Source organism: Nitrospirota bacterium (genome assembly GCA_016180645.1).
Taxonomy (GTDB): Bacteria; JACPQY01; JACPQY01; order JACPQY01; family JACPQY01; genus JACPAV01.
In genome coordinates, this window is record JACPAV010000011.1 from 14871 (window position 1) to 40001 (window position 25131).

The 25131-nt window shown below is 60.6% G+C and carries 19 protein-coding genes; 7 read left to right on the forward strand and 12 right to left on the reverse strand.

Annotated features, from left to right (window positions below; genetic code table 11):
• Nucleotides 1–27: 27 nt before the first annotated feature.
• A complete protein-coding gene (locus HYT87_08260) occupies nucleotides 28–4899 on the forward strand; it encodes an NHL repeat-containing protein (GenBank protein MBI2059748.1) in 4872 nt (1623 codons plus the stop codon).
• 216 nt (nucleotides 4900–5115) lie between these two features.
• Here HYT87_08260 and HYT87_08265 read toward each other — a convergent pair whose 3' ends face one another.
• Entirely contained in the window at nucleotides 5116–5790 is a 675-nt protein-coding gene (locus HYT87_08265) for an endonuclease V (protein ID MBI2059749.1), read from the reverse strand.
• A gap of 260 nt (nucleotides 5791–6050) precedes the next feature.
• Here HYT87_08265 and HYT87_08270 point away from each other — a divergent pair, with 260 nt between their 5' ends.
• Both HYT87_08270 and HYT87_08275 read left to right on the forward strand, forming a co-directional pair.
• Nucleotides 6051–7595 (forward strand): acyl-CoA carboxylase subunit beta, encoded by a 1545-nt coding sequence (locus HYT87_08270; protein MBI2059750.1) that lies wholly within the window; start codon nucleotides 6051–6053, stop codon nucleotides 7593–7595.
• 20 nt (nucleotides 7596–7615) lie between these two features.
• Nucleotides 7616–8623: a hypothetical protein gene (locus HYT87_08275; protein MBI2059751.1), complete on the forward strand. Its 1008-nt coding sequence runs from the start codon at nucleotides 7616–7618 to the stop codon at nucleotides 8621–8623.
• Between the two features lie 383 nt (nucleotides 8624–9006).
• Here the strand turns inward: HYT87_08275 and HYT87_08280 are convergent, their stop codons facing one another.
• The 9 genes from HYT87_08280 to HYT87_08320 all read right to left on the reverse strand — a co-directional run bounded on the left by HYT87_08280 (nucleotide 9007) and on the right by HYT87_08320 (nucleotide 18635).
• Nucleotides 9007–10398 (reverse strand): sigma-54-dependent Fis family transcriptional regulator, encoded by a 1392-nt coding sequence (locus HYT87_08280; GenBank protein ID MBI2059752.1) that lies wholly within the window; start codon nucleotides 10396–10398, stop codon nucleotides 9007–9009.
• An 8-nt stretch (nucleotides 10399–10406) separates the two neighbouring features.
• Entirely contained in the window at nucleotides 10407–11663 is a 1257-nt protein-coding gene (locus HYT87_08285) for a PD40 domain-containing protein (protein MBI2059753.1), read from the reverse strand.
• 107 nt (nucleotides 11664–11770) lie between these two features.
• Nucleotides 11771–13618 carry a glutamine--fructose-6-phosphate transaminase (isomerizing) gene (gene glmS / locus HYT87_08290; protein ID MBI2059754.1) on the reverse strand — a complete coding sequence of 616 codons (1848 nt, stop codon included), beginning with the start codon at nucleotides 13616–13618 and terminating at the stop codon, nucleotides 11771–11773.
• Nucleotides 13619–13781: 163 nt separating this feature from the next.
• Nucleotides 13782–14216: a DUF420 domain-containing protein gene (locus HYT87_08295; protein ID MBI2059755.1), complete on the reverse strand. Its 435-nt coding sequence runs from the start codon at nucleotides 14214–14216 to the stop codon at nucleotides 13782–13784.
• Nucleotides 14216–14788 (reverse strand): SCO family protein, encoded by a 573-nt coding sequence (locus HYT87_08300; GenBank protein ID MBI2059756.1) that lies wholly within the window; start codon nucleotides 14786–14788, stop codon nucleotides 14216–14218. The genes HYT87_08295 and HYT87_08300 overlap by 1 nt, the downstream gene beginning before the upstream one ends.
• A gap of 68 nt (nucleotides 14789–14856) precedes the next feature.
• Complete coding sequence (locus HYT87_08305; GenBank protein MBI2059757.1) at nucleotides 14857–15645, reverse strand: ABC transporter permease; 789 nt, start codon at nucleotides 15643–15645, stop codon at nucleotides 14857–14859.
• A gap of 107 nt (nucleotides 15646–15752) precedes the next feature.
• Nucleotides 15753–16670, reverse strand: a complete 918-nt coding sequence (locus tag HYT87_08310; GenBank protein ID MBI2059758.1) for an ABC transporter ATP-binding protein — start codon at nucleotides 16668–16670, stop codon at nucleotides 15753–15755.
• Nucleotides 16671–16695: 25 nt separating this feature from the next.
• Nucleotides 16696–17568 (reverse strand): protoheme IX farnesyltransferase, encoded by an 873-nt coding sequence (gene cyoE, locus HYT87_08315; protein ID MBI2059759.1) that lies wholly within the window; start codon nucleotides 17566–17568, stop codon nucleotides 16696–16698.
• Between the two features lie 38 nt (nucleotides 17569–17606).
• Nucleotides 17607–18635: a COX15/CtaA family protein gene (locus HYT87_08320; protein MBI2059760.1), complete on the reverse strand. Its 1029-nt coding sequence runs from the start codon at nucleotides 18633–18635 to the stop codon at nucleotides 17607–17609.
• A gap of 46 nt (nucleotides 18636–18681) precedes the next feature.
• On the opposite strand from HYT87_08320, the gene larA reads away from it, so the two are divergent.
• Together larA and HYT87_08330 are read left to right on the forward strand one after the other, a co-directional pair.
• Entirely contained in the window at nucleotides 18682–19962 is a 1281-nt protein-coding gene (larA, locus tag HYT87_08325; GenBank protein ID MBI2059761.1) for a nickel-dependent lactate racemase, read from the forward strand.
• 1 nt (nucleotide 19963) lies between these two features.
• The gene (locus HYT87_08330; GenBank protein MBI2059762.1) at nucleotides 19964–21349 is read left to right on the forward strand and encodes a DUF4340 domain-containing protein; all 1386 of its coding nucleotides are present in this window, start codon (nucleotides 19964–19966) and stop codon (nucleotides 21347–21349) included.
• A gap of 8 nt (nucleotides 21350–21357) precedes the next feature.
• Here the strand turns inward: HYT87_08330 and HYT87_08335 are convergent, their stop codons facing one another.
• Nucleotides 21358–21996: a YdcF family protein gene (locus tag HYT87_08335; GenBank protein ID MBI2059763.1), complete on the reverse strand. Its 639-nt coding sequence runs from the start codon at nucleotides 21994–21996 to the stop codon at nucleotides 21358–21360.
• A gap of 261 nt (nucleotides 21997–22257) precedes the next feature.
• Between HYT87_08335 and ruvB the strand changes: the two genes are divergently transcribed.
• Both ruvB and HYT87_08345 read left to right on the forward strand, forming a co-directional pair.
• Entirely contained in the window at nucleotides 22258–23247 is a 990-nt protein-coding gene (ruvB, locus tag HYT87_08340) for a Holliday junction branch migration DNA helicase RuvB (protein ID MBI2059764.1), read from the forward strand.
• Between the two features lie 143 nt (nucleotides 23248–23390).
• Nucleotides 23391–24350 carry a hypothetical protein gene (locus tag HYT87_08345; GenBank protein ID MBI2059765.1) on the forward strand — a complete coding sequence of 320 codons (960 nt, stop codon included), beginning with the start codon at nucleotides 23391–23393 and terminating at the stop codon, nucleotides 24348–24350.
• Here the strand turns inward: HYT87_08345 and HYT87_08350 are convergent.
• A complete protein-coding gene (locus HYT87_08350; GenBank protein MBI2059766.1) occupies nucleotides 24343–25119 on the reverse strand; it encodes an SAM-dependent chlorinase/fluorinase in 777 nt (258 codons plus the stop codon). The genes HYT87_08345 and HYT87_08350 overlap by 8 nt on opposite strands.
• Between the last annotated feature and the right edge of the window lie 12 nt (nucleotides 25120–25131).

Here is a 25131-nt window from a genome sequence, read left to right on the forward strand (position 1 = left end):
AGTTATTCCAGTATGGAGGAGTTTGACATGGGCAGGGGAAACGCTTACTTTGGAATTGTGAATTTTGGCGGGGGCCTGAAGCTGTCACATTGGGGGGCAATAGCGTTCCTGCTGCTGTTGTCCACTTCCTGCATCCGAAAATCCGACCAGACCCAATCCACGCAGATTTCCTCGGCTGACGAGGGCATCGCGCTCGACGTGGGGATCCCCCTTTCTCCTGAAATCGCCTCCGCACTCACCGGCGTGGAAGAAGACGCCGAAGTCGATGTCTTCGCCGGAGATGAATTGGTGGCTGAGGGCGTCCGCGGCGGGGTGCGAGCGGGCGTGCGCGGCGGAATCCGCGCATCGGAGCAAAGCGGCGTGCGCGGCGGTGTTCGCGGGGGTGTCCGTGCGAGCAGCCAGGGCGGCGTTCGCGCTGCTCCCGCACGTCAAGCCGCGGCCGGCGGGCAACCACCGGCCGGCGACGAGAACACCATCGTCTACCAATTCACTTTCCAACTTCCCGTAGCCCATGCGCGGGACGGCGCAAACAATATTCGAAGTCGCGTCCGTTCCCGGAAGAATAAAGACATTCCCTTCGTCGAAGTCACCGCCACGGTAACCATCAAGGTCCCTCCGCCTCCCGATCCATCGGCGCCCCCGGGAACCGATGCCACCCCGGCCATCTCATTCCAAATCGAGGAGACTCCCATCCCGATCAATCAGGTTGTTCTCCCGGATGTCGACGGCGACGGCGTGTCCAGTCTCGTGGAGGTCGCCACTGCCAAAGCGACCACCGGAAGTATCGAGCAGGCGTTGGCGGCCGCCGCGGACGCGACCATCGCCCCAACCCAAGAACAGGTCGTCGCCGCATTCACGCAACTCGGGAAAACACTCGAAAAGAACTTGAAGGACAGCGGCGTGACCGTGAAAGTCGATCTCGAAAAGATCGATGTGACTCCACCCGACACCACCGCCACGTTGGATAGGGTCCAAGCCAAGGTCGGCGAGCCGATCACCGTGGCCACTTCATGCTCCAAATCGAATTGCGTCTATCGATGCACATTGGACGAGAAGCTGCCCGCCGCCTGCCCCAGTCCATTCATCCTCAACAATGCCGCGGCCCCCCTTCCAGAAGGCCCTCACGCTCTGGCTGTTCGCGCCGCGGACGCCCTCGGCAACACGGATCAGACGCCCGTCGTCCTTTCGTTCACCGTTCTTCCAAAAGCGGAATGCGGCAACAAGATCTGCGAATCCGGTGAAACGGAAATCTCTTGTCCCGGCGATTGTGACAAGGTGCCGCCCAACACTTCGATTGCCAAGGTGGAATCGGTTCATGGAGCGGATTTGACCGGCTTGAGCGTCACGAATCAGGAAGAACTCAGGATCACCCTGACCTGCACGAAATCGGCCTGCACGTTTGAGTGCGCTATCGCGAAGGATGGTCAGTTCGGATTCGGGCCTTGCGCCAACCCAGCCACTCCAGCCCTTTCGAAAGGCGATGGCGAGTATACTTTCCGCGCTCGCGCGAAGGACGCCAACGGCAATGTCGATCCCACACCCGCAGAATTCAAAATCACGCTGGACAAAACTCCGCCAGAGACCACGATCAACAATAACCCACCGGCAATTACGAACCAGAAATCGGCCGCCATCGGCTTCTCCTGCACTGAGCCCGGAACCCTGACCCCTGGCCCCTGTTCGTTCCTTTGCCAACTGGACACCGGCACTCCAGCGCCCTGTTCCTCACCGTTCACGGCCACCAACCTGGGAGATGGGACGCACACCTTCACGGTGGCCGCCGCGGACGCTTTGGGCAATCCCGACGCGACGCCCGCTGGATTCTCATGGGTCGTGGATACGGTTCTGCCCGGCATCACCCTTTCGGCAGGCCCCCCGCCGTTCACGAATGCCAACCGGCCATCCTTCACCTTCAGTTCGACCGACTCGACAGCCGTTTTCGAGTGCCACATGGACAACCTCCCCTTCAATGCCTGCACCTCGCCCGTGGTACCGCCCATCCCCCTTCTGGACGGGGCGCACACGTTTGAGGTCCGCGCCGCGGATCCTGCCGGAAACGTGAGCGGTGCCGCTCAGTCGAGCTTTACCGTGGACACTGTTCTCCCAACGGCACTGAGTGTAAGGGACGGCCTCTCCGGCTACACGCTGGACCAGGACATCCAGTCCGATACAACCAAGCTGGCGGCATGGTGGAATGCCTCCAGCGATGCGGGCAGCGGCTTGGACCGGTACGAGGTGGCCGTTGGGACGACCGTTTGCACCGGCGCGTCGCCGGGATCGATCATGGCCGCCACGTCAAACAGCCTCACGAATTCGATTACCAAGACGGCCCTGGCTCTCTCCGCTGGAACGCAGTACTTCGTCAACGTCATGACGTTCGACAAGGCCGGAAACGTCCGCTGCGATTCGTCGGACGGCATCAAAATCGGGGCACCCGGCCTCGCCATCGACGTGCTTGGGCATCTCCTCCCAGGCGACTCCGTTTTCTACACGGCGGGGGGTCCCAACAATCCCCGCGCCGAATCCTTCGACGGCCCGGGAGGCCTGGTTTATGATACTGCGAACGACCGCCTGTTTGCGTCCGACTCCTTGAATAACCGCGTTCTCGTTTTCAATTGTAACTCAACCACCAAGATGCCCCTCGATCGGCAACCCGATTTCGTTCTCGGACAGTCGGATTTCGTAAGCACCACCCCTGGAACCAGCAGCACAAAGATGAACGAACCCCGGGGGCTCACGATTGAATACAACGGGGCCACTGCCCAGTGGCTCTACGTGGCCGATCACCTCAACCACCGGGTGCTGATCTTCAACCTGTCCGACGGCCTCGTCAGCGGCGAGGCGGCCGCCAACGTTCTCGGTCAGGGATTGCTCACAGCCTCCACACAGGACTGGCGGGGCGACGCCCCCGTCTGCGGTGGAAACAACAATGGAAACAATGCCGACGAAACGCCCGGCACGAACGCGTGCGGCATGTGCAAACCCATTGGACTTGCGGTTCGAACCGATCAACAGTGCGACTCGACGGGACCCCCCGCCGGTTCATGCCTCTTCGTCTCCGAGTACTGCAATCATCGAATCACCATGTTCAACAAAGCCTCCGCCGCCGCGGCATTCACCAACGGTGCGGGCGCCAACTGGGTGTTCGGGCAGGCGGGATTTACCACCGCCACGCAGGCGACCACCCAAACGGGCCTCAAGTTCCCACGGGGACTCGCTTTGAGCACCGCTACCAACAAGCTCTACGTCGCCGATTCGGTCAACAACAGGGTCACTCGATACGACGTATTCATGGTCGGCAACAATGAGACTGCGGACGGTCTCTTGGGACAATCGGCTTGGAACGGCGCCGGACCCGGCACATCGGCCGGAACCCTGAGAGATCCCCGGGGTCTCTCCATCAATTCGTCCGGGACAAAACTTTTCGTCTCGGAGGGAACCGCAACGCTCATCCAAGGCCGAACAACCGTCTTCAGTCTTCCTATTGCATGTGTCTCTCCTCCAGCCAGTTGTCCGGAAAACGCAGCCAACGTTCTCGGGCAGGTCAATTTCACGGCCAGCGGGGGAAACACCACCCAATCGGGCCAGAGAAACGCCAGCGATGTTCTCCACGTGGGATCCGGCGCCAATCAAGCCCTATATGTGGCCGACTCGAGCAACAACAGATTGATCGTGTACGACCCGGTCACCATCACGGACGGGGAACCGGCGGTCGACCTGGCCGGACAGACCGGCGCGGCGGGCGTCGCCAATTGGTCCAAGGGCAATCCGAACAACGCGGACGACGCGGGGCTCTACGCCCCGTGGCACGCGGTGGTCGACACGGTCCGTACGCGGATGTTTGTGGCCGATTCGTCCAACAACCGTGTTCTGGTGTTCAATCTTTCGGCGGACAACGTACTTCTCGATCACAAAGCGGACGCGGTCATCGGTCAACCAACCCTCTATGCGGCAAGTGCGCCCAACGCTTCACCCGCACCCGCAAGCGCCACCAACCAGGACCTCAACTACCCCGGCGCCCTCGCCATCGACGAGCAAAACGGAAAACTCTTCGTGGCCGATTCGAACAATAACCGTGTGTTGGTCTTCGATGTAAGTGCGGCCCTTCTCTCCAACTACCCGACGGCCACGAATGTGATCGGCCAGACTTCTTTCGCCGCCGTGGCCACAGCCTGCTCGCAGACCGGCCTGAACTATCCGTTCGCGTTGGCCTTTGATCCCGTGAATCCCTCCGTGACGACGGATGACAGGCTGTTCGTATCCGACAACTTCAACAATCGTGTGATGGTCTACAGCGTCGGGGATGGCATCCTCAGCACCAACGAGGCCGCCGTGAGCGTGATCGGGGCGACCGGCGGAACGCCCTTCGCCGACCTCTGCCCAGGCTCAGGCACTCCAAACCAAACCCAGTTCAATTCCGGCGGAGGCCCGTGCGGGGTCGCGCTGGACGGTGGGACTCTCTTCGTGAGCGACGCCAACAACAACCGCGTGCTCGTGTTCAACGTGGGCGATGGAATCTCAAACGGCGCGGAGAATGCGATCAACGTCCTGGGCCAGGCGAACTTTACTTCCGGAGGCGCCGCCCTGACCCAATCCGGCCTCTCGAATCCCGAGGGGCTTGCCGCAGATCCGGCGGCCAAAAGGTTGTATGTCGCCGACGACGGCAACAATCGAATTCTGGTCTTCGATATCTCGACGCTTTCGGCTCCCCCCACCGCCCAGAACGCCGTGGGCGTGATCGGCCAGACCAACTTCACGTTGAACGACTTCGGCACCAGCGCAACCCTGTTCGACACGAACCCCGGCGACCCGATGACCCGCCTCTCTCTGACCGGAACCGGCACCCTCCTCATGGGCGACGCCGAAAACAACCGAATCCTCGCCTTTCCAGTTCAGTAGAGGCTAGGCATGCCTCGCCCCTACAAACGGTGGGTCAGAGGGGGTAGCCGCGGGCTTTAGGCCGCACCGTTTTCCTCACCGGTAGCCGCGGCCTTTAGGCCGCGTCCGATGACACACCCTTCCGGTAGCCGCGGCCTTTAGGCCGCGTCCGATGACACACCCTTCCGGTAGCCGCGGCCTTTAGGCCGCGTCCGAAGCGCAGGCTAAAGCCTGCGGCTACAGCAGGGAGCGTCTGATCCCGGTGAGACGATTGTGCGCCAGCCGGGTAGGCTCCGGAATTCTATAACCCTTCAAGCATGACTTCACGATCTTCAGCGAAGTCCCTACAGATACGAGATGGCCGGGGGACACAAATAATAAACTCTTCCCGCTGGACGGACGCAGTACAGTCCCGATCGCCCTGCCCGACTTGTCCCTGAGTCCGATCGATCTCCCCGATGCCGAGGGATCACGGTACTCCCCACACAGCCAGCTTTTCGCACAGCCAATCGTCATCTCGCCGGTTACAACTCCGAAATGCGCCGCGATTCCAAACCGCCTGGGATGGGCGATCCCTTGGCCGTCGATCAGAAACACATCCGCTTTCTCCTCCATCTTGCCGTACGCCTTGAGCAACAGCGGGAGTTCGCGGTAGGCAAGGAATCCCGGCACGTAGGGAAACGTAACGCGGGCGTGCGCCGTGACCACCTCCAACACTTCCATCGCTGGGAATGTCAATCGAACGATGCACGCTATTCCTTCCGTGGGCGTTTTCCACGAATTTATGAAGGTCAGATCGCACCCGGCGATCGTCCGGACTTTTGAAAGATCCAACCCATCGCACAGGCTCACATCTCGGGCGAGTCGTTCTTGTTCTCTCTTCAAGTGACTGAGGTTCCGGAGCGAACCCATCGAGACATCCTATACCAAGTGCGGTCACGATTTGAGCTTTCCCCAGGCGGGGTAGATGGGTAGGCGCAGGCTTCATGCCTGCGTCCGAGGGCGCACCCGTAAAGGGTGCGTCTTCGGACGCGGGCATAAAGCCCGCGACTACCAAGCCTGGCCATTCCGGTGGCCAGAGAGGTTCGAAAGCTCAAATTGCCGGTCCGGTTCATTGACTCAAAGCGTCATTCTGCTAGGATCGATTCAAGAAGCGAGCATCAACTTTGGCCATCGATCACAAAATCGCCGACCTCGAACGCCTCGAAAAAGAAGCGGATCTCGCGGGCGGACAGGAGCGCATCAACAAACAGCACGAGGCGGGAAAACTCACCGCCCGTGAGCGCATTCTCAAGCTCGTGGATGAAGGCTCCTTCGTCGAAGTCGACAAGTTCGTCACCCATCAGTGCACCGATTTCGGGATGGAGCAGAAAAAAGTGCTCGGCGACGGCGTGGTGGTCGGCCACGGAAGGATCGACGGTCGCCTGGTCTTCGTCTTCTCGCAGGACTTCACCGTGTTCGGCGGCTCCCTCTCCGGCGCCTACGCCCGGAAGATCTGCAAAATCATGGATCTCGCGGGCAAGGTCGGCGCGCCCGTCATCGGGCTGAACGACTCCGGCGGCGCGAGAATTCAAGAGGGCGTCGTCAGCCTCGCGGGCTACGCCGATATCTTTCTCCGCAACGTCATGTTCTCGGGTGTGATCCCTCAAATCTCCACGATCATGGGACCTTGCGCCGGCGGCGCCGTCTACTCACCCGCCATGACCGATTTCATCATCATGGTGCGCGACACCAGCTACATGTTCGTCACCGGGCCGGACGTAATCAAAACGGTGACCCGAGAAGACGTCACGAAGGAACGTCTCGGCGGCGCCGAGGCGCACTCCACGGCAAGCGGCGTGGCCCATCTCGTGGCGGACGACGACGAACAGAGCCTGCTCCTCACGCGAGAACTCTTCTCCTACGTCCCCCAGAACAACATGGAGGACCCTCCCCATCGGCTGACCAAGGACCCTCCCAACCGGATCGACCTTTCGCTCCGGAATCTGGTGCCGGAAGATCCCAACAAGCCCTACGACATCCGGGATCTCATCAAGAAGGTGGGCGATGACGGGCAGTTTCTTGAGGTTCAAGCCGGCTACGCCCAGAATATCGTCATCGGTTTCATGCACCTCAAGGGGAGGTCGGTCGGAGTCGTGGCCAATCAGCCGGCGTATCTGGCGGGATGCCTGGACATCAACGCTTCCGTAAAAGCCGCCCGGTTCGTCCGCTTCTGCGATGCCTTCAATATTCCCCTGATCACATTCGTGGACGTCCCCGGTTTCCTGCCCGGCACCGCACAGGAATGGGGAGGGATCATCCGGCAAGGATCGAAACTCCTCTACGCCTTCTGCGAAGCCACCGTTCCCAAGATCACCGTCATCACGCGCAAGGCCTATGGCGGGGCGTACGACGTCATGAGCAGCAAGCACATCCGCGGCGACGTGAACTATGCATTTCCCTCGGCGGAAATCGCGGTCATGGGTCCCGAAGGGGCCGTGAATGTCGTCTTTCGAAAAGAACTGGACGAAGCGGGCGATCCCGAGAAGAAGCGCGTGGAGTTGGTGGGCGACTACCGAACGAAGTTTGCCAATCCCTTCAAAGCCGCGGAGTTGGGGTATATCGACGAAGTCATCCGGCCGGAGGAGACGCGCGTGAAACTCAACACGGCGCTGGACATGCTCCGGAACAAGCGCGACACCAACCCGCCTAAGAAACACGGCAATATCCCGCTCTAGAAAGTGATGCGTGATGAGTGATGAGTGATGAGAAGGACAATGAGTTGGTGTGGGACGGGGCAAAGAAGGGCCACTACGAGGTCTATTACCTGAAGTTCAATCAAGCCAAGACCAAAACGGCTTGGTGGATCCGGTTCACATTGAACGCCCCTCTTCCCGGGAAAGGGGATCCCATCGCCGAGCTCTGGGGCATCTTTTTCGACGGCAATGATTTCAAGCGGAATGCCGCATTCAAGAAAACGATCCCCTTCGCCGAGGCCTCGATCGGCCGCAACCCCCACCAGTTCAAGATCGGCTCGGCGGTCCTCAAACACAACGAATCCTGGGGAAAGCTTGATGGGAACGGCCGCAGTCTCGAATGGGACCTCAAAATGACCTCCGAGGGAGGGACCTTCCGCCATTTCCCGTATCCGGGCATGTACACGGGCAAGCTTCCGAAAACGAAGGTGCTCTCTCCGCACATGAACGGCCGCTTTAGCGGCACGATCAAGGTAGACGGGCAGACGTACTCGCTCGTGAACGAGCCGGGACAACAAACGCACATCTGGGGAACGAAGCACGCCTATCGCTGGGTCTGGGGCCACTGCAACCTATTCAAGGAAGATCCGGGTGCCGTGCTCGAGCTGCTCTCCGCCCAGATCAAGATCGGCCCAATCCCCACGCCCGTCATCAGCGTCTTCCACCTCGTTCATCGCGGGAAAGCGTACACCGTGAACCGTATTGGCGAGTCGTTGCGCGTCAAGAGCCGGTGGGACGTCGGGAAATGGAATTTCGCGGTCGCTACGCAGGATCGCCGCTTCGAGATCGAAGTCAATTCCCGGCTGGAGAATTTCGTCGGCGTGGAATACACCGATCCCGATCTCGAACACGCCTACTGCTACAATACGAAGATTGCGGATTGCCGGGTCAGCATTCTTGAGCCCAAGGATGGAGAGTGGGTTCCTTCGGGGGTGCTGACGAGCGATGGTGGCGCAGCCTTTGAGGTTGCGCAGCGAAACAAGGATCCGCGCGTCGCCGTTCGGATCTGATCAATTCCGCGACATCACCCGGTAAACAATTTCACTATCCGCTCATGAAAGCGAACAGTCCCGCCGAATGTGGCAGTAGAGATGCGAATTCAATATATTGTAAACAAATAAACTCACTAGTGGGACAAACATTGCTGTTAATAACTACATGAGGGGTTTGATGAATCTGATACCGGCTCTGTTCGCAGCGTTCTTCGGCCTGATCTTCACGGTCTCCTATCTCCTGCTGCAAACGAATCTCGTCAGCGCCTGAAGCTGCAAACAACTGCTCGGCTACTACGGCTCTCGATCCGCCCTGGACCTGGATCCATATCAATATTACGAGCAATTCAAGACTTATAGCGGAGCCTTAGGGCTCCGCTACGGGAGAACAGATGAAACGGCTAGTTCTGGCGGTCTTCCGAATCCACGGAGGTGACCTTGGCTGGCGATGACGCTTGGATTCCGTATTCTTTGAGCTTTCGCCAGAGCGTGGCCGGTGAGATTCCGAGCGTATGAGCGGTCTTGTCTTTCTGCCCCTTGAAGTGATGGAGAGCCCGCATGATGCAGTTCTTCTCCACCTCGGAAAGCGGGAGGATGACCTCCTCTTTCTCGGCGCGGTCGATACCCACAATCTGCGAGAGTTCATTCATCGATATGATATTGCCCACGGCCAGGATCACGGCCCTCTCGATCACATGCTCCAACTCCCGCACGTTTCCCCCCCACTCCCGCTGCTCCAAGCATCGAAGCCCGTCGGGGGATACACCCTCGACCGGCTTCCCGAATTTCCGGGCGTACTGGCCGACGAAATGCTGGACGAGCAGGGGAATATCAACCACCCTCTCCCGAAGGGGCGGCATGATGAGATGGAAGACCGTCAGCCGGTAGTACAGATCCTCGCGGAACTTGTTTTCGCGCAGCGCCCGCTCAACGTCCAGGTTCGTCGCCGCCACGATCCGGAGGTCCACCTTGTGCGTCCTCACGTCCCCCAGCTTCCGGTATTCACCGGAGTCGAGCACGCGCAGGAGTTTCGCCTGGAGGGATAGAGGCAGCTCGCCGATCTCGTCGAGAAACAGGGTCGATCCGCTGGCCTCCTCCAGAAGGCCGCGCTTGTCGCTTGCGGCGCCGGTGAACGCGCCCTTCCGGTAGCCAAAGAGCTCACTCTCCAGCAGATTCTCCGGCAATGCGGCACAGTTGATGCTGACCATCAGCTTCTGTTTCCGCGTCGAGAGTCCGTGAATCGCACGGGCCACAAGTTCCTTCCCCGTCCCCGTCTCGCCCGTGATCAGGACGTGCGAATCGGAATCCGCCAGATTCACGATCATCTTCTTCAGGGTCCGGATACCGTCGGAATCTCCCACAATGTTCTCGATGCTGTTCTGACTCTCCACTGCCAACCGCAGCCGGTCGAGTTCAGCCAGAAGGTTCTGCCTCTCCACAATCCGATGGATCACGTGCTGAACTTCCTCGGGGTTCACGGGTTTCGAAATGTAATCAAACGCGCCGGCCTTGATCGCCTTCACGGCCGATTCGATCGTGGCATACGCGGTAACAAGGACCACCTGTGTGTCGCGCCGCACGTCCTTGGCCGCCTTCAAAACTTTGAGCCCATCCATGCCTTCCATCACGAGGTCCGTGATGACCACGTCGTAGGACCCCTGCACCAGTCGCGCGGCGGCCGCTTCTCCGCTTGTCGCCTCTTGAACTTCCTTGCCCTCCAGCTGCATCGCCTCGACGGCCCGGCGAACGAGCGCCCGGCTCTCGTTCTCGTCGTCGACGATCAGAATCTTCACGATCGCCCTTATCGACCTCGGGCGGGCGACCAGGCCGGCCAGCCCGATATTCGGACGGAAGGATCCACCTCCCTCTCCACCCCCGCCAGCACGTCCCGCATGATCAGAACAAGATGGTCCTTTCCCTTCTTGTCGGAAGTGTAGACAAGATGACGTCCGTCCGGCGCCCACGAGGGGAATTCGTGATTGGCCTTCGCGGTGGTGAGGCGTTTGTGCGTCCAGCCGTCGGTGGAGACCAAATAGACCTGGAATCGGCCCTCGGGGGCCAACCCCGAATACGCAATGAACGAACCGTCGGGCGACCACGCGGGATAGTCGTTTTGCGTCGTCTCAAAGGTTAGCCGCGTTGCCTCGCCACCCGCCACCGCGGGCATCGTGTAGATCTGCGGCGTTCCACTGCGATCGGATACGAACGCCAGCATCTTGCCGTCCGGCGACCACGTGGGAGAGGAATCGATCGCCGGGTGGTCCGTGATCCGCTCGATCGAAGTCTTGTCGATGTCCAGAACATACACATCGGAGTTTCTCGCCTTGGTGATGGTCAACGCGATCCGTTTTCCGTCCGGCGACATCTCCGCGCCATAGTTCAATCCGGGGAAGCTGGAGAGCACTTCCATGGTCCCCGGGTTGAGCTCATAGACATAGAGATCGGGGTTCCGGCGGATGTACGAGGTAAACAGCAGCCGTCGCCCATCCGAATCCCACGCCGGCGCCAGGTTGAGCGAATGGTTCCGGGTGATCTGCTTGAAGTTGCGGCCGTCCCAATCCCCGACAAAAATCTCTTTTGCGCCGGATACCTTCCCCACCAGTGCGATGCGGGTCCGGAAGATCCCCGGCTTTCCCGAAAGCCGTTCCACGAGGCCGTTCATGAACTCGTTGGTGGCGTCCTGCCAGGCCCCCGAGAGCTTCCGCTCGAGGATTTTCGCACCCAGGATCGTATCGAACGCGTAGAATTGGTAGCCGGGATTCCCGGGAGCCTCGTCCAGATCCACGGCCACCACGACGTCGGCCCCCAAATCCCTCCACCAGGAGTACCGGAACTCCCCGGTCAACTCGGGCGGCGCCAGAGGAGGAACATTGGGAATGGGCTTGAGGAGCCCGGAGAATTCGAGGTCCTCGGCGAGTTTCTTCCGTATATCATCCAATACCCCTGCCGGGGCCTGCGCCAACGGTGGGATCGCGCAAGGCACAACGCTTATGGTCGGATCCTTGACCTCAATGTAAATCTTTTCTTTCGTCCGGTCCGCCGACTTCCCTTCCCCCACGGCTTGAACGCTTGCCGCCCCACAAAGTAGCAGCACAAGTCCGGCCAAGGCAGGGATCTGAGCGTTCAGCCTGCGCCTATCGCCTTTCGCCCTTCGCCCTGCTGTCGTCACTCCACCGTCACGCTTTTCGCCAGGTTCCGCGGCTGGTCCACGTCCGTGCCTCTCAGGACGGCGATGTGGTACGCGAGAAGCTGCACCACCACGGCCATCAACACAGGCTGCAACCAGGGGTGAACGGGCGGCGTGGGCAGATACGCTTCTGCCTTGCCCTTGAGAGCTTCCGGCAAACCCGCGGAAACAGCGATTACCCTCCCACCACGACTCCTCACCTCCTCAATGTTGGACAGCATCTTGGCCGTGGTCTCATCCGAGCCCACAAAAACCACGACAGGCATTCGTTCGTCGATGAGCGCAATTGGGCCGTGCTTCATCTCGCCCGCCGCGTAGGCCTCGGCATGGATGTACGAAATCTCCTTCAACTTCAGCGCCCCCTCCATGGCCACGGGATACAGCAGTCCTCGCCCGAGATAGAGGAAGTGCTCCCCCATCTGGTAGCGGCGGGACGTCTCCTTGATCTTCTCGGAAATATCCAGCACGGCGCGGATCTGGCCGGGTAGATCCACCAAACCGCGGATCAGATCTTTCTTTGCGGCGGAAGGGACCGACTTCTTCGATCGATTCCCTTCCGACAACCCCAAGGCGCACAGAATCAACGCAACGATCTGGGCGGTAAACGTCTTGGTCGATGCGACGCCGATCTCGGGCCCGGCGCGCGTGTACAGAACCGCATCCGAGCGTCGCGCCAGACTGGAATCGACCACGTTGCAGATGGAAAGAATCCGCGATTTCGCCTTCCGCGCCTCCTCCACACAGGCCAGCGTGTCCGCCGTCTCGCCGGACTGGGAAATGGCCACCACCAGCGTCTCGGAGTCGAACAGCGCCGGACGATACCGGCCCTCGCTTGCAATGTCAGCCTGCACCGGAGTCCGGGTGAGTTTCTCCATCACGGCCCGCCCGACGAGCGCCGCGTGATAGGAGGTTCCGCAGGCCGTAAGGACGATCCGCTTGATTCTCTTCAAGGGCAGCTTGCGCAGTTCGCCCAATTTGAGCGTCCCCGACTTGGAATCGACCCGGCCGGAAAGCGTATCCGCGATCACGGTCGGTTGCTCGAAAATCTCCTTCAGCATGTAGTGCGGGTATCCGCTTTTCTCGGCCATCGCCTGGGTCCACGTGATTTCCCGTTTCTCGCGGCGCGTGTTTTTGCCGTTCACGTCGAAGATGTCAATCCAATCGGCATGGAGAACAGCCAGGTCGCCGTCTTCCAGAATGATGACATTCCTCGTGTAGGGCAGAAGCGCGGGAATATCTGAAGCCATGAAGTTCTCGCCCTCGCCCACGCCAAGAACCAGGGGGGAGCCGCGTCGCATCGCCACGATCACGCCCGGCTGGGAATCGGCCAAAACGCCGACCGCAAACGCCCCCCGTATTTTCTTCGCGGCCGAGGTTAGCGCCTTCCGGAGGTCCCGGGCGCCATTGAGCTCGGACTCGACGAGGTGCGCCAGCACCTCGGTGTCCGTTTCGGACACGAAGCGGTGGCCGGCAAGCTCGCGTCTTACGTCCTGGTAATTTTCGATGATGCCGTTATGAACGACCGTTACCGTGCTTTTGGAGCCATTGCAGCAGGCGGCATGCGGATGGGCGTTCACGTCGGATGGGGCGCCGTGTGTGGCCCAACGCGTGTGGGCCACCCCCACACGGCCGGTCAGGGGCTCCGCGCGCAGCCGGCCCTCAAGCTCGGCAATCTTGCCGCGGCATTTGGTCACGCGAACGACCTGTCCCGCATCCACGATCGCGACGCCCGCCGAATCGTACCCGCGGTATTCGAGGCGCTTCAGACCGTCCAGCAGGATCGGCTGGCAATCCTTGTTCCCAATGTATCCGACAATTCCACACATCGCTGCATGAGTATACTCACTCCCCCCGCCCTCTCACAACTGGCCATCGACACCTCATGGCCGGCGCTAAAGACGCGCCCATCAAGGGCGCGGCTACCAGCGCGCTCCGGCCATCCGTGGTAGCCGCGGGCTTCATGCCCGCGTCCTCCACTTCTCAGTGCCTCTAGATTACGGGCCGTGCAGGAAACAGGTGATACAACATCAAGTAGACCAGAACGCCCGTGACGGAGACATAGAGCCAGATCGGCAGCGTCCAGCGCGCGATCCGGCGATGACGGTCGAAATGTTTTTTCAAGGCGCGCGTCAGGGTCATGAGGACGAGCGGGACGATTACGACCGCCAGAACGGTATGCGAACCCAGGAGGGCGAAATAAAAAGGGCGCGACCATCCGGTGCCGGTGAATCGGGTCACCCCGGCCGAATAGTGGTACGTGAGGTAGGAAATCAAGAACAGGACGGAAGCCGTCAATGCCCCGATCATGCAGGCCCGATGGGCCCTCACCTTTTTCCTTCGAATGAAATAGAAGCCCGTGCCCAGCAGCACGGCGCTTGTCCCGTTCAATGTCGCATTGAGCGCAGGCAGATCCGATACGGACATCACCAAATCCCCAGGAACGATTCCGGTGCCAGCGCCCTGGCGTCTCTTCGAAGCTCGTTCATGGCTTCCGGGTCCTCTCCATCGTAGTACCCTCGAACGCTGCCCCTTGGATCGATCAACACGAACCGCGTCGTGTGGAGGATCTCGTCACCGCCTTCGGAGGACATGATGGGCAATCGAAATCCATCCTGCGTGAGCGCCACGATGTTCTCGCGCGGACCAGTCAAGAACCACCATCGGGTGTCCGAGGCGCCAAATCGAGTGGCATATTTTCGGAGGGCCTCGGGCGTGTCACGTTCTGGATCCACCGACACGGAGAGTAGATGGACCTTGTCCGGAAGATCAGTTTGGAGCTGCTTCATCTGGGCGCTCAAGCGCGGACACGGCCCAGGACAATTCGTGAAAATGAAATCCACAATCCAGGCTTTTCCGAGAAGATCCTGTTTGGATACCGGTCGCCCGCTCCGCTCGGTCAGCGTAAAATCCGGAACGCCGCCGAAATCCGGAAGATCCACCGCACGGTGGCACGCCGCGGTGACCAGCCAGCAACTCAGCGCAGCGCAAAGCAACATTGGACGCCACCTGAAATGGCCATCTTTCTCCTCCCGACAACTGACGACTGACGACTCACGACTCACGACTAGTGGTCCCCATTCGTCCTCCGATCACACATGATTTTCGCCACGGTGAACGTGAGCGCCAGAAAAATCCCGAGGGCGGCCAGACAAGCCCCCCATGACGGCACGTCTCCGGCTCTCAAGGGATCGCTCCAGTAGACGGCACGCCGAAAAGCCGCGACGCCATACGTCAACGGATTGACCATCATGATGGCGCGGAGCCATCCCGCCCCACCCGATCCGGGAAAGAATGAGCCGGAGAGGAACCACATCGGAAGCAGGAAGAGATTCATGACGGCGTGAAAACCTTGGGTCGAGTCTAGCCGCCAGGCTAGAATAAATCCCAGCGAAGTCAGGCCGGCACCTACGAGGAGCAGAACCCCGATCGCCGCAAGGAATCCGACGACACCGGCCGACATGCCAAAGGCCATTCCGAGCAGAAGAAACAGACCCGCCTGCAGGGTGGCCACAAGCGTTCCGCCGAGAACTTTTCCAATCACAATCACCCCGCGGGGGACGGGGGCCACAAGGACGCCCTGTAGGAATCCCGTCTTCCGATCCTCGATCACCGAAATGGTGGAGAAGATCGAAGCAAACAGCATAATCATGACCACCGTGCCGGGAAAGAAATATTCGAGAAAGTCCACCCCTGCCGGAACACCCTGCGGTTTGAAGGAAGATCTCAGACCGGCCCCAAGAAGAAGCCAGAAAACCACCGGCGTCAGGAGGGCGCCTACCACACGGCTCCTCTGACGGAAAAACTGCAATTGTTCCCGCCAGAGAAGCGCCAGGGCGGCGCGCGCGACGAACATCGCAGAGTGCCGAGCTCCGAGTCCCGAGTCCCGAGGTTGAAGCCCGGGAGGAACGGATCTCAAGTCACTGCTCATGATTCAGACACTCAGGACTCATGACCCTGCACTCATGACTCATGGCGGTATGCCTTTCCCGTCCGCCGAACGAACACATCCTCCAGCGTCGGTTTACGAAGCGAGACGGAACGGACGCGGCCGGGCAGTCCCTCCACCAGTTGGGGGATGAACGTGTGACCGGCCGGCTGCTCCATCCTCACATATCCATCCACCACTTGGGCCTTCGCGCCAAACTTCTCGTCGATCGCCCGACCCAGGCCGGCAGGGTCATCCGTTTCGATCACCAGCACGTCCCCGCCCACTTCCGCCGAAAGAGCGGGAGGCGCCCCGATAGCCACCAACCGGCCTGCATCAAGCATGCCCACCCGATCGCACTTCCCCGCCTCATCCATCATGTGCGTCGTCAGCAGCACGGTCGTTCCCTCAGTTTCCCGGCTTCGTTTCAATACGGCCCATAGATCCGCCCTCGCAGCAGGATCAAGACCCGTGGAAGGCTCATCCAGTACCAGTAGACGAGGCTTGTGGATAAGGCTCTTGGCAATTTCGACCCGTCTCCGCGTTCCGCCGGAAAGGCGACCGGTCCGTTCCCCGGCTCGATCCTCCAATCCGAATGCCGCCAGTAGCTCCCTGATCCGACTCTTGAGGGCCACCCCAGTCACCCCATGCATCGGCCCTTGGATCGTGAGGTTCTCCGCGATGGTCAGGTGCTGATCGAGCGCGGGCGATTGGAATACTACGCCCATCGATCGCCGCGCCGCGAAAGGGTCCCTCACAACATCCACTCCGTTCACCTCCACCCTGCCGGATCGTGGACGAAGCAGCGTGCACAGGATTCTGAGGAGCGTGGTTTTCCCGCCCCCGTTCGGCCCGACCAGACCGAAGATCTCTCCGGCGCCGACTTCAAATGAGACCTCATTCAGGGCCGCCCTCTTCCCGTAGTCGTGCGACAAGTCTCTCACCGCGATCATGATGAACCTGCCCGGCAGCCGGCCTTTATTCCGCCCAGAGGGTTGCCTGTGCAGCCATGATTCCAAGAATCAGGGGAAGGTACGTGACGGAAGTCAGAAAGAACCATCGCGCCCGTTCGATGCTGCGATGAACCGAGAACACCACCGCCGCAACAAGAAAACCGAGGCCCAGAACCGCGATGGAGAGCGGCACGATGACGCCGGAATTTCTCAGTATCCCCGGTGCAAGGCTGACACCGACCAAACCCACCGTGAAGATCAGCCCCACGGCGGCCACGGTTTTCCCGCTTGGGTCCACCACGGACAGCATCGGCAGCCCCGCCCGCTGGTAGTCCTCCCGGTACATCCAAGAGAGCGCCATGAAGTGTGGGAATTGCCAGAGAAACAGGATTGCAAAGAGGAGCCACGCCCCCGCTCCGATGCCGTGGCCCGCGGCAGCCCAACCCATTAGTGGAGGAACGGCCCCCGGCACCGCACCGACCGCCACGCAGAGCCACGTCTTTTTTTTCAACGGCGTGTAGGCGGCAAGGTAGAACAGGATCGTGAGGATGGCCAACCCTCCGGTGGGGAGATTCACGCCGACGAGCAGAACGGTCACGCCGGTCACGCAGAGCGCGGCGCCAAAGAGCAGCGCCTGTGCGGAAGAGAGCCGGCCTGCGGGAAGGGGCCGCATGCGCGTACGGGCCATCAAACCATCGGTCGCTTTCTCCATGAGCATGTTCAGGGCATTCGCGCCCCCGGAGCACAGGCCTGTTCCCAGGATCGTGATCAATAGAAGCGGAACGTTGACCGCCCCGTGAGACGCGAGGATGAAGGCCATGGCGGCCGTCAGTACGACCATCGAACTGATGCCGGGCTTGGTCAGCGTCAGGTAGTCGGTCCACGGTCGCCGATCCACCGCAACTCCATCCATGGGCAAGGGCGTCGCGACTCCGCTCAAGACCGGCCCTGGATCCCGTTCGCCGCCTGCCCGCCGGTAGTCGCCCCTGGAAATGCCGTCTTGAGGCTGAGCACGACAAAGGTCATAAGCAAGAGGGCCCCCACCGCTACATGGACGGTGGTCACGCTGATGAACCGTCCGACAAAATAGAGGGTGAGGCCGAGTGACACTTGGACGAGAACAAGCCCCATCGACGTCCACGCCAGCGGCCGGAGGGCGGCCGGGCGTGATGCCGGCCGTACTCTCGACATTTCCGGCGGACAGGACGTCCGCGATACGGGTGAGAGTGCGACCCCGGATGATTGTCGAAGGATTCCGACGGCGGACCAGAACACCGCGACGGCCACCAACCCAGCGCCGATCATGTGGGGAACCAATGCCAGCCCCGTATGGCGCACAATCGCGCCGAGAATGAGTTGGATGTAGATGAGCACCGTGGTGACCACGGGCGCATTCACCTTGAAGCGGCCGGCCCTCCGTACCGAGGCACTGGCGGGAGGTTCGGCCCCTCGGCTCGTCGGACTTGTTCCTTGAGTTTCCATCCGGCGATTATCAATCCACTCCGGCGAAGTCGCAACGGACAAGACAACCAATAGGCTGAGCACCCCCTGCGCCAGGCAGGCATGGCTGACGGACATCACAGGCGGAAGTTTCAAGAGTACCGTCGCGCCGCCCAGGAACGCCTGCAATACGATGGCGCCCATCGCGGCGTAGGCCAGTCCCCTCACCCAGGCGCGGGAATCGCGTGCTCCAATCCAGAATCCCAGCACGACCACCAGGAGGCCCACCACGCCGGCGATCATGCGGTGGCCATGCTCGAAGAGGACCCCGCCCTGCATGGGCGGGAAGAACTGCCCGAATGAGAGCGGCCAGTCCGGGACAGCGAGGGCCGAACCGGTGCTGGTCACCAGCCCTCCGGCACAAATCAACACGAAGGCGCCGCCGGTCGTCACCTGCGCCAGGCGGTGGAAGGCCGACGCGCGTGAAGCCCCGGATGCGGACAGATCGAGCGATTGAACAGGCATCGCGCGAGAATACCACGCCGATCCTCACGAGGGAAAATGTCTCGTTGTGGCATTCGGACGGAATCGGGGCTATGCTGCCGCGGTTCAAATGCGCATTCGACTCCGTTACGGCAAGAAATCCTTCTATTGGGAGGACTCGCGGCTGACCCCGCGGCTGGTCCAGCCGCTGGAATCGAACGGCCGGGCCGTGGCCGTGCCCCATTCGATCGGCGAAGATTTCGAACACTATCTGGCCGGGGGAAAGGACCTCCTGGTCGTGGCGCCGGACGTGACCCGCCATTGCGGACTTCACAAACTGTTTCACCTGATCCTCCGCCACGCCGCCGCCGCCGGCATTCCCGAATCCAAAGTCAAAGTGCTCTTCGCGAACGGCCTGCATCGGGAGCTCCGCATCGCCGAGATGAAGCAAATTCTCGGACTCCTGACGGGTTCGGACTGCGTCCTGGTGAACCACAACGCGCGCGAATCGCGCGATCTCGTTTCCCTGGGCCATTCCCCGAAGGGAATCAAGGTCGAGGTCAACCGGGCCATCGTCGAGGCCGACCGGATCCTTCTCACCGGCGCCATCGGGTTCCACTACCTCGCCGGCTACAGCGGCGGTTGGAAGATCGTCGTGCCGGGCGTCGCCTCACACGACACGATCCTCGCGTTTCACAAATTGACGCTCGAGGGAGGCCCCGCCGTCGGTCTTGGACGCACACAGGGCAACCCGTTTTTCGAAGAGATCCACTCTCTCGGCAAGCTCCTTCAAAAACCCTGCTTCGCTGTCAACACCGTTCTCGCGCCGGACGGCCGACTGCTCCGCCTATTCAGCGGCGACGTGGCCAAAGCGTTCCGGGAAGGATGCGATTTCTACCGCGGCATCTTCGAGCGACCGATCCAGGAAAAGGCGGATCTCGCCGTCGTGTCCTGCGGAGGGTTCCCGAAGGACATCAACCTCATCCAGGCGCACAAGGCCATCGAGTCCGGCGTCCGGGCCATCTCGCCCGGTGGAACGCTGATCCTTCTGGCGGAATGTCCGGACGGGTTCGGCCACCCGCAATTTCTCGAGTGGTTCGCGCATGAATCCTCGAGCATCCTCTACTCGCACCTGAAGGAAAACTTCCACGTCTACGCCCGAACCGCATGGTCCATCCTGAAGAAAACCGAAGAGTACCGCGTCCTGCTCGTCTCGGCGCTCAAGCATACGGAATTGCTCCGAACCGGCCTCGTGGCTTGCAGCTCCCTGAAGGATGCCCTATATTACTCCCGCAAAATGCTCGGCTCCGGAAAACCATTCTACGTTATTCCCGAAGGGAGCTGGGTCCTCCCGTCTCCAGAAAATTGACATGACTCGCCGCATCGTATTCGCCGTCACCGTTCTCTCCCTCCTCATCGCCTACATATTCGCCGACCGATGGTGGGAGAAACGCAAAGAGGACAAGAAGACGAAGGAGACCAAGCTCTTCGACCTGAAGGCGGACGACGTGGAGGAGATCACCGTTCAGATGGCGGGCAAAGACGAGAAGGTGCTGGTCAAGGAAGGCGAAAAAACGTGGAAACTCATCAAGCCCGTGACGGATCTTGCCGATGAAGCGACAGTCCGCAGCATGACCTCCAAGATCGAGGAGCTGAATTTCGAGCGCGTGATCGATGAGGCGCCCTCGGATCCCAGCTCGTACGGGTTCAATCCCTTCGTTGTTCGCGTGGCCTTCAAAGCCAAAGGGAAACCGGAGCCGAAGGAATTCCAGATCGGCGAAAAGACACAGGTGGGATACAATCAATATCTCCGCGTCACCGGCAGCCCCCGCATCCTCCTCACCAGCTCCAGCGTCAAGAGCGTGTACGACCGCGACCTTCTCAGCCTCCGCGCCAAGGAGGTCGTGAGGGCCGAGCGCGATACGATACAACGCCTCGAATTCATGAATCCCAAATCGCCGAAGCCCGTCGTCCTCCGGCGCACGAACGAGAAATGGGTCGCGGATGCCGATCCCATTCTGGATCTCGATCAGGAGTCGGTGAAGAACGTCGTCAGGGATCTCGTCAATCTGCGCATCAGGGACTTCGATGACGAGGCGCCGAAGAATCTCAAGAAGTTCGGGCTCGTCAAGGCGGCCGCCGCCTACTCCGTGGAGTGGAGCACCGCTTCCGGCGTCGCGTCGGAAACCGTCCTCTTCGGAGACAAGGTGAAGGACAAAGACCGATTCTACGCGAAGCAGGGATCCCGCGCGACCGTGTTCGAAGTGGACAAGTACACCTTCGACAACCTGAACAAGAGCCTGGATGATCTGAAGGAGAAGCACCCCCTGCGCTTCAACCGATTCGATTTGACCGCCTTGGAGGTCGATACGCCTTCCAAATCCTATGCCCTGGAAAAAGTGGACGGGGTATGGACCCTGACCAAGCCCGAGAAGACCCAGGCCAGGGCCGAGGTCATCAGCGATCTGCTGATTCTCCTCGAAGACGCCGAGGGGAAGGCAATCACGAAGACCGAGAAATCCGAATACGGCCTGAGCGCGCCTCAAATCAGGGTGCGGATGAAAGAAAAGGAGAAGTCCCACCCGCAGATTACCATCGGCAACATGATCTTGAAAGACGGCAAGGACCACGTCTACATCCGGAACGACGGGACGGGAATGATCTATCTCTCGGCAGCTCCCCGTATCAAGGAGATCCTTCGGGGGCTTGAAGACCTGAAGGCGCCTGAAGAGAAAACAGGGCCGAAGTCGAACTAGCTCTTCGACTACCTGACGACGATGTGGAGCCCGTCGTTGACGAGCTTTTGGTACTCGTTCACCACCGACTTGAAATAGAACCGGTTCTCGATCCAGTTCGAAGGATCGAAGTCGTCATACCGGCTGGGCTTTATCGCCACTTGGATTTCCGGTACGAGCACCTCACGCGCAATCAATCGACATCGTCGTGTATGGGGCTTGGTCGCCACGATGATAAGTCGCCGCACTCCCCGTTCGATGAGCAGCCCCTTGAGAACGCCCAACTCCTCGCGACTCGTCTGCACCGGAGGACCCAGGACCCAGATATCCTCTTCTGCCACCCCGAGTTGGAGTGCGGAGGACCGGTTGAGATCGGCCGAGAACGGGGCATGCACCCCGCGCTTTTCGAGTTCGTCCCACGCAGCAGGACGGGTTTCGGGGGAGAACACGATAGCCTTCCCCTCCCCCGACCGATACAGATCGACGGCTTCGAGGAGAACGGCCGGGAAGTCACCCGCCATCACCTTGATCGCGTCGGCAGTCTCCACTGGATCTTCCACAATCAACCAGGAGCCCACGGCAGTCCGGACGGGATCTTGAAACAGATAGACGAAACCGCCGGCGGCGCCCAGCACGATGACCATCCAGAAAAGACATCGCTTCACCATCCCGGGACTATATCGAACGGATCGGCGCCTGAAAAGGCGGATCGTTCCCTACGCTCCAGGATCGGTCGAATTTCGTCGAAGGCCGCCCCTGGACCCGGTAGGACGGGCTTGCCTGTTCCCCGATCGAGGCGGTAGAGTCCGTCCGTGCGAAAGACCCCACCGAAAGATCGCGCACAGGAGGACGTCGATCGGAAGACGGTTCGCCCGTCTCCGGAGGCCGCCGACCGGAGTTCATCCTCTTCGGAGTTCGGCCCGGAGCCGCTGGAGGAAGATCGTGGGCTCGAAGTCACGCTACGACCCCGCACCTTGGATGAATTCATCGGACAGGGCCGCATCAAGGAAAACCTGACCGTCTACATGACCGCCGCGCTCCAGCGTCATGAGGCGCTGGATCACGTGCTCTTCTACGGTCCCCCCGGCCTGGGCAAAACCACCCTCGCCCACATCATCAGCCAGGGCCTCGGCGTCGGACTCACGGCCACCTCCGGTCCCATCCTCGAAAAGGCCGGAGACCTTCTCGCCGTGTTGACCAATCTCCAGGACCGCGACGTCCTCTTCATCGATGAGATTCACCGAATTCCCAAGATCGTGGAGGAAGTTCTCTACCCCGCCCTGGAGGACCGGAAGGTGGACGTGATGATCGGCCAAGGGCCGGCCGCCCGCACCCTGAAAATGGCGTTGCGCCCTTTCACGCTTATCGGCGCCACCACGCGCGCCGGTCTCCTCACCTCTCCGCTCAGGGACCGATTCGGCGCCACGTTCCGGCTTGAGTATTACGATGAGGCGGACTTGGAGCGAATCACGTTGAGGTCGGGCGGACTGCTCGGTATGGAGGTGACGCCGGACGGCGCTCGGGAAATTGCCCACCGGTCCCGCGGCACTCCCCGTATCGCGAATCGACATCTCAGACGAATTCGGGATTTCGCCCAGGTCCAGAAGAAGAAATCGATCGATGCCCACCTTGCGCGTGAAGCGTTGACAAGGATGGACATCGATTCCATAGGTCTCGATCCGATGGACCGGAAGGTGATGCTCACCATCATCGATACATTCGCCGGCGGGCCGGTGGGCGTGGAAACGCTCGCTGCGGCGATTCACGAGGAAAAACGCACCATCGAGGATGTGTACGAGCCTTACCTAATTCAAATCGGATTCCTCCAACGAACGCCCCGCGGCCGGATGGCGACTCCGCAGGCGTACGACCATTTGAAGAAGACGCCGCCCCAAAAGGGCCAGAACACACTTTTCTGAACCCGTGTCCGTTCGTCCTTCGACAAGCTCAGGAGGAACGGACGAGGTGCCGTTCGTGGTGAGCCCTTCGATTGACTCAGGGCCTCATGAGGTCCTGAGCTTGCCGAAGGGCCTGTCGAACCCTGTGCGTTCGTGCCGCTAGCATGATCCCTACTCTTCCCACTCCAGCCTCCGAACTAACCGACCTGCTCAACTCAACCTTCACCCAGGTTCCGGACGAATGGAAGCAACGGTTCGTGGGCTATTTCCACGGCCTCTACGGAGAAGGCCTTCTTGCCGTCGTGCTCTACGGCTCCTATTTGTCCCCGTCCCTGCGCAAACCTACCAGCTTTCCTGACTTCATTGTGGTGGCCAAGGAAAGAACGAACGCGAATCGCACCTGGGGCCAGCGCATTCTCTATCCTTTTCTTCCCCCCAATGCCCTTTCCGGGTCAATCCCCACCACGAGCGGCACCCCGCTGCCCTGCAAATACTACGTTCTGGCAGCCGATGATTTTGAGAAGGCGACGGACTACGATACCCGCGACCTCGCCATCGCCGGCCGTCTATCCAAGCGAATCGCGGTCATCCATGCCTCCGGAGTCGCCGCCCTCGCCCATGTGACCCAGGCGTGTGCCCGCTCGATGGTCCTCAATGCCGCGCTCGCCCTGCCGTCCTTTGACGGCCCTTTCGAATTGGACGAGTTCTCCGCGGCCACACTGAATGTCAGTTACCGCGCGGAATTTCGGATGACAGAGGCGGGCAAAGTGAAAGCCATCTTCAACGCGGAGGCCGAATTCTATCGTCAGGCCTATGCCGTCGTGCTGGAAGAACTCCGCGACGCCGGACTCGTGAAATCCGATGGACGCCGATGGCAGCCAACTCCCCAGGTTGAATCGTTCCGGATACTCGCCGAGGAATTGATCCGGCGGTCACGGCGGAATGGGAAGTGGCGACTCGTGAAGTACATTCTGCTTTTCCGAGGGTGGACCCGATACCTGGTGGACAAGATCGAACGAAGCCAGGGAGAACGGATTGAACTCACCGCGCTGCAGAAGCGGTTTCCTCTCATCTTTGCCTGGGGACATTTCTTTCGGCTTCTCAGGCAGGGCCGACTCAGATAGCTCGCTTCGGGATGAGCGTCACGGCCTGCCCGGGCCTTATCCGAAAGCGCTTCGCCGCATTTCCCCCCCGTAGAGCCATTTCGATCAGTCCCAACGAGTTGACCAGGGCAATGGGCTGCCCTCTCTTGCCGGCGTCGTATGTAGGGACCAGGCCATCAGCACGCATGCGCCCAACCCTCGCCTGCACGTCCTTCCCCCCAGCTTTGCGGCCTTCGAGGTTGGTAATCGCATTCCCGAACCGGTCGATGTAGACGATTTCGCCGCTCCATATTCCGTTCCTCCATACCGGCCGGTGGACAGCTACTCGATGGACCCGGCTCATCGGCTTTCCCATTCGGGCCAGAGAGACTCCCCGGGAGAGATGAGCCGCCACCGGCGCGAAGACATCACGCCCATGAAATGTCGAGCTCCCATCGGACAGAAAGAATTTCCGATCGGTCAATTCGACGGCCGTGCACGGGCCATCGGTCTGCATCGGCATGGTCAAGATGCCGTTGTCCGGTCCCACCAGGGTGTACCGTTGCCCCCGCACAGCGATCGCGCGGCGCCCGGACCCCACGCCGGGATCGACCACGGCAACGTGGATCGTTCCCTTGGGGAAATAGGGCATTGCCGCGGCAAGAACGAAAGACGCCGCGCGGATATCGCCCGGAGAAATCTCGTGCGTCACATCGACAATATCTGCCGCCGGCGCAATGGATTTGATGACACCCTTCATCGAACCGACAAACCAATCCCGATACCCAAAATCGGTGGTCAATGTGATAATCCGCGACATGCT

Bases quoted from the DNA above. Each gene is read 5' to 3' on its own strand.
- HYT87_08260 (MBI2059748.1), top strand. From the start codon at position 28: ATGGGCAGGGGAAACGCTTACTTTGGAATTGTGAATTTTGGCGGGGGC.
- HYT87_08265 (MBI2059749.1), bottom strand. From the start codon at position 5,790: ATGGGTTCGCTCCGGAACCTCAGTCACTTGAAGAGAGAACAAGAACGA.
- HYT87_08275 (MBI2059751.1), top strand. From the start codon at position 7,616: ATGAGTGATGAGAAGGACAATGAGTTGGTGTGGGACGGGGCAAAGAAG.
- glmS (MBI2059754.1), bottom strand. From the start codon at position 13,618: ATGTGTGGAATTGTCGGATACATTGGGAACAAGGATTGCCAGCCGATC.
- HYT87_08295 (MBI2059755.1), bottom strand. From the start codon at position 14,216: ATGTCCGTATCGGATCTGCCTGCGCTCAATGCGACATTGAACGGGACA.
- HYT87_08300 (MBI2059756.1), bottom strand. From the start codon at position 14,788: ATGTTGCTTTGCGCTGCGCTGAGTTGCTGGCTGGTCACCGCGGCGTGC.
- HYT87_08305 (MBI2059757.1), bottom strand. From the start codon at position 15,645: ATGTTCGTCGCGCGCGCCGCCCTGGCGCTTCTCTGGCGGGAACAATTG.
- HYT87_08310 (MBI2059758.1), bottom strand. From the start codon at position 16,670: ATGATCGCGGTGAGAGACTTGTCGCACGACTACGGGAAGAGGGCGGCC.
- HYT87_08320 (MBI2059760.1), bottom strand. From the start codon at position 18,635: ATGCCTGTTCAATCGCTCGATCTGTCCGCATCCGGGGCTTCACGCGCG.
- HYT87_08330 (MBI2059762.1), top strand. From the start codon at position 19,964: ATGACTCGCCGCATCGTATTCGCCGTCACCGTTCTCTCCCTCCTCATC.
- HYT87_08335 (MBI2059763.1), bottom strand. From the start codon at position 21,996: ATGGTGAAGCGATGTCTTTTCTGGATGGTCATCGTGCTGGGCGCCGCC.
- HYT87_08345 (MBI2059765.1), top strand. From the start codon at position 23,391: ATGATCCCTACTCTTCCCACTCCAGCCTCCGAACTAACCGACCTGCTC.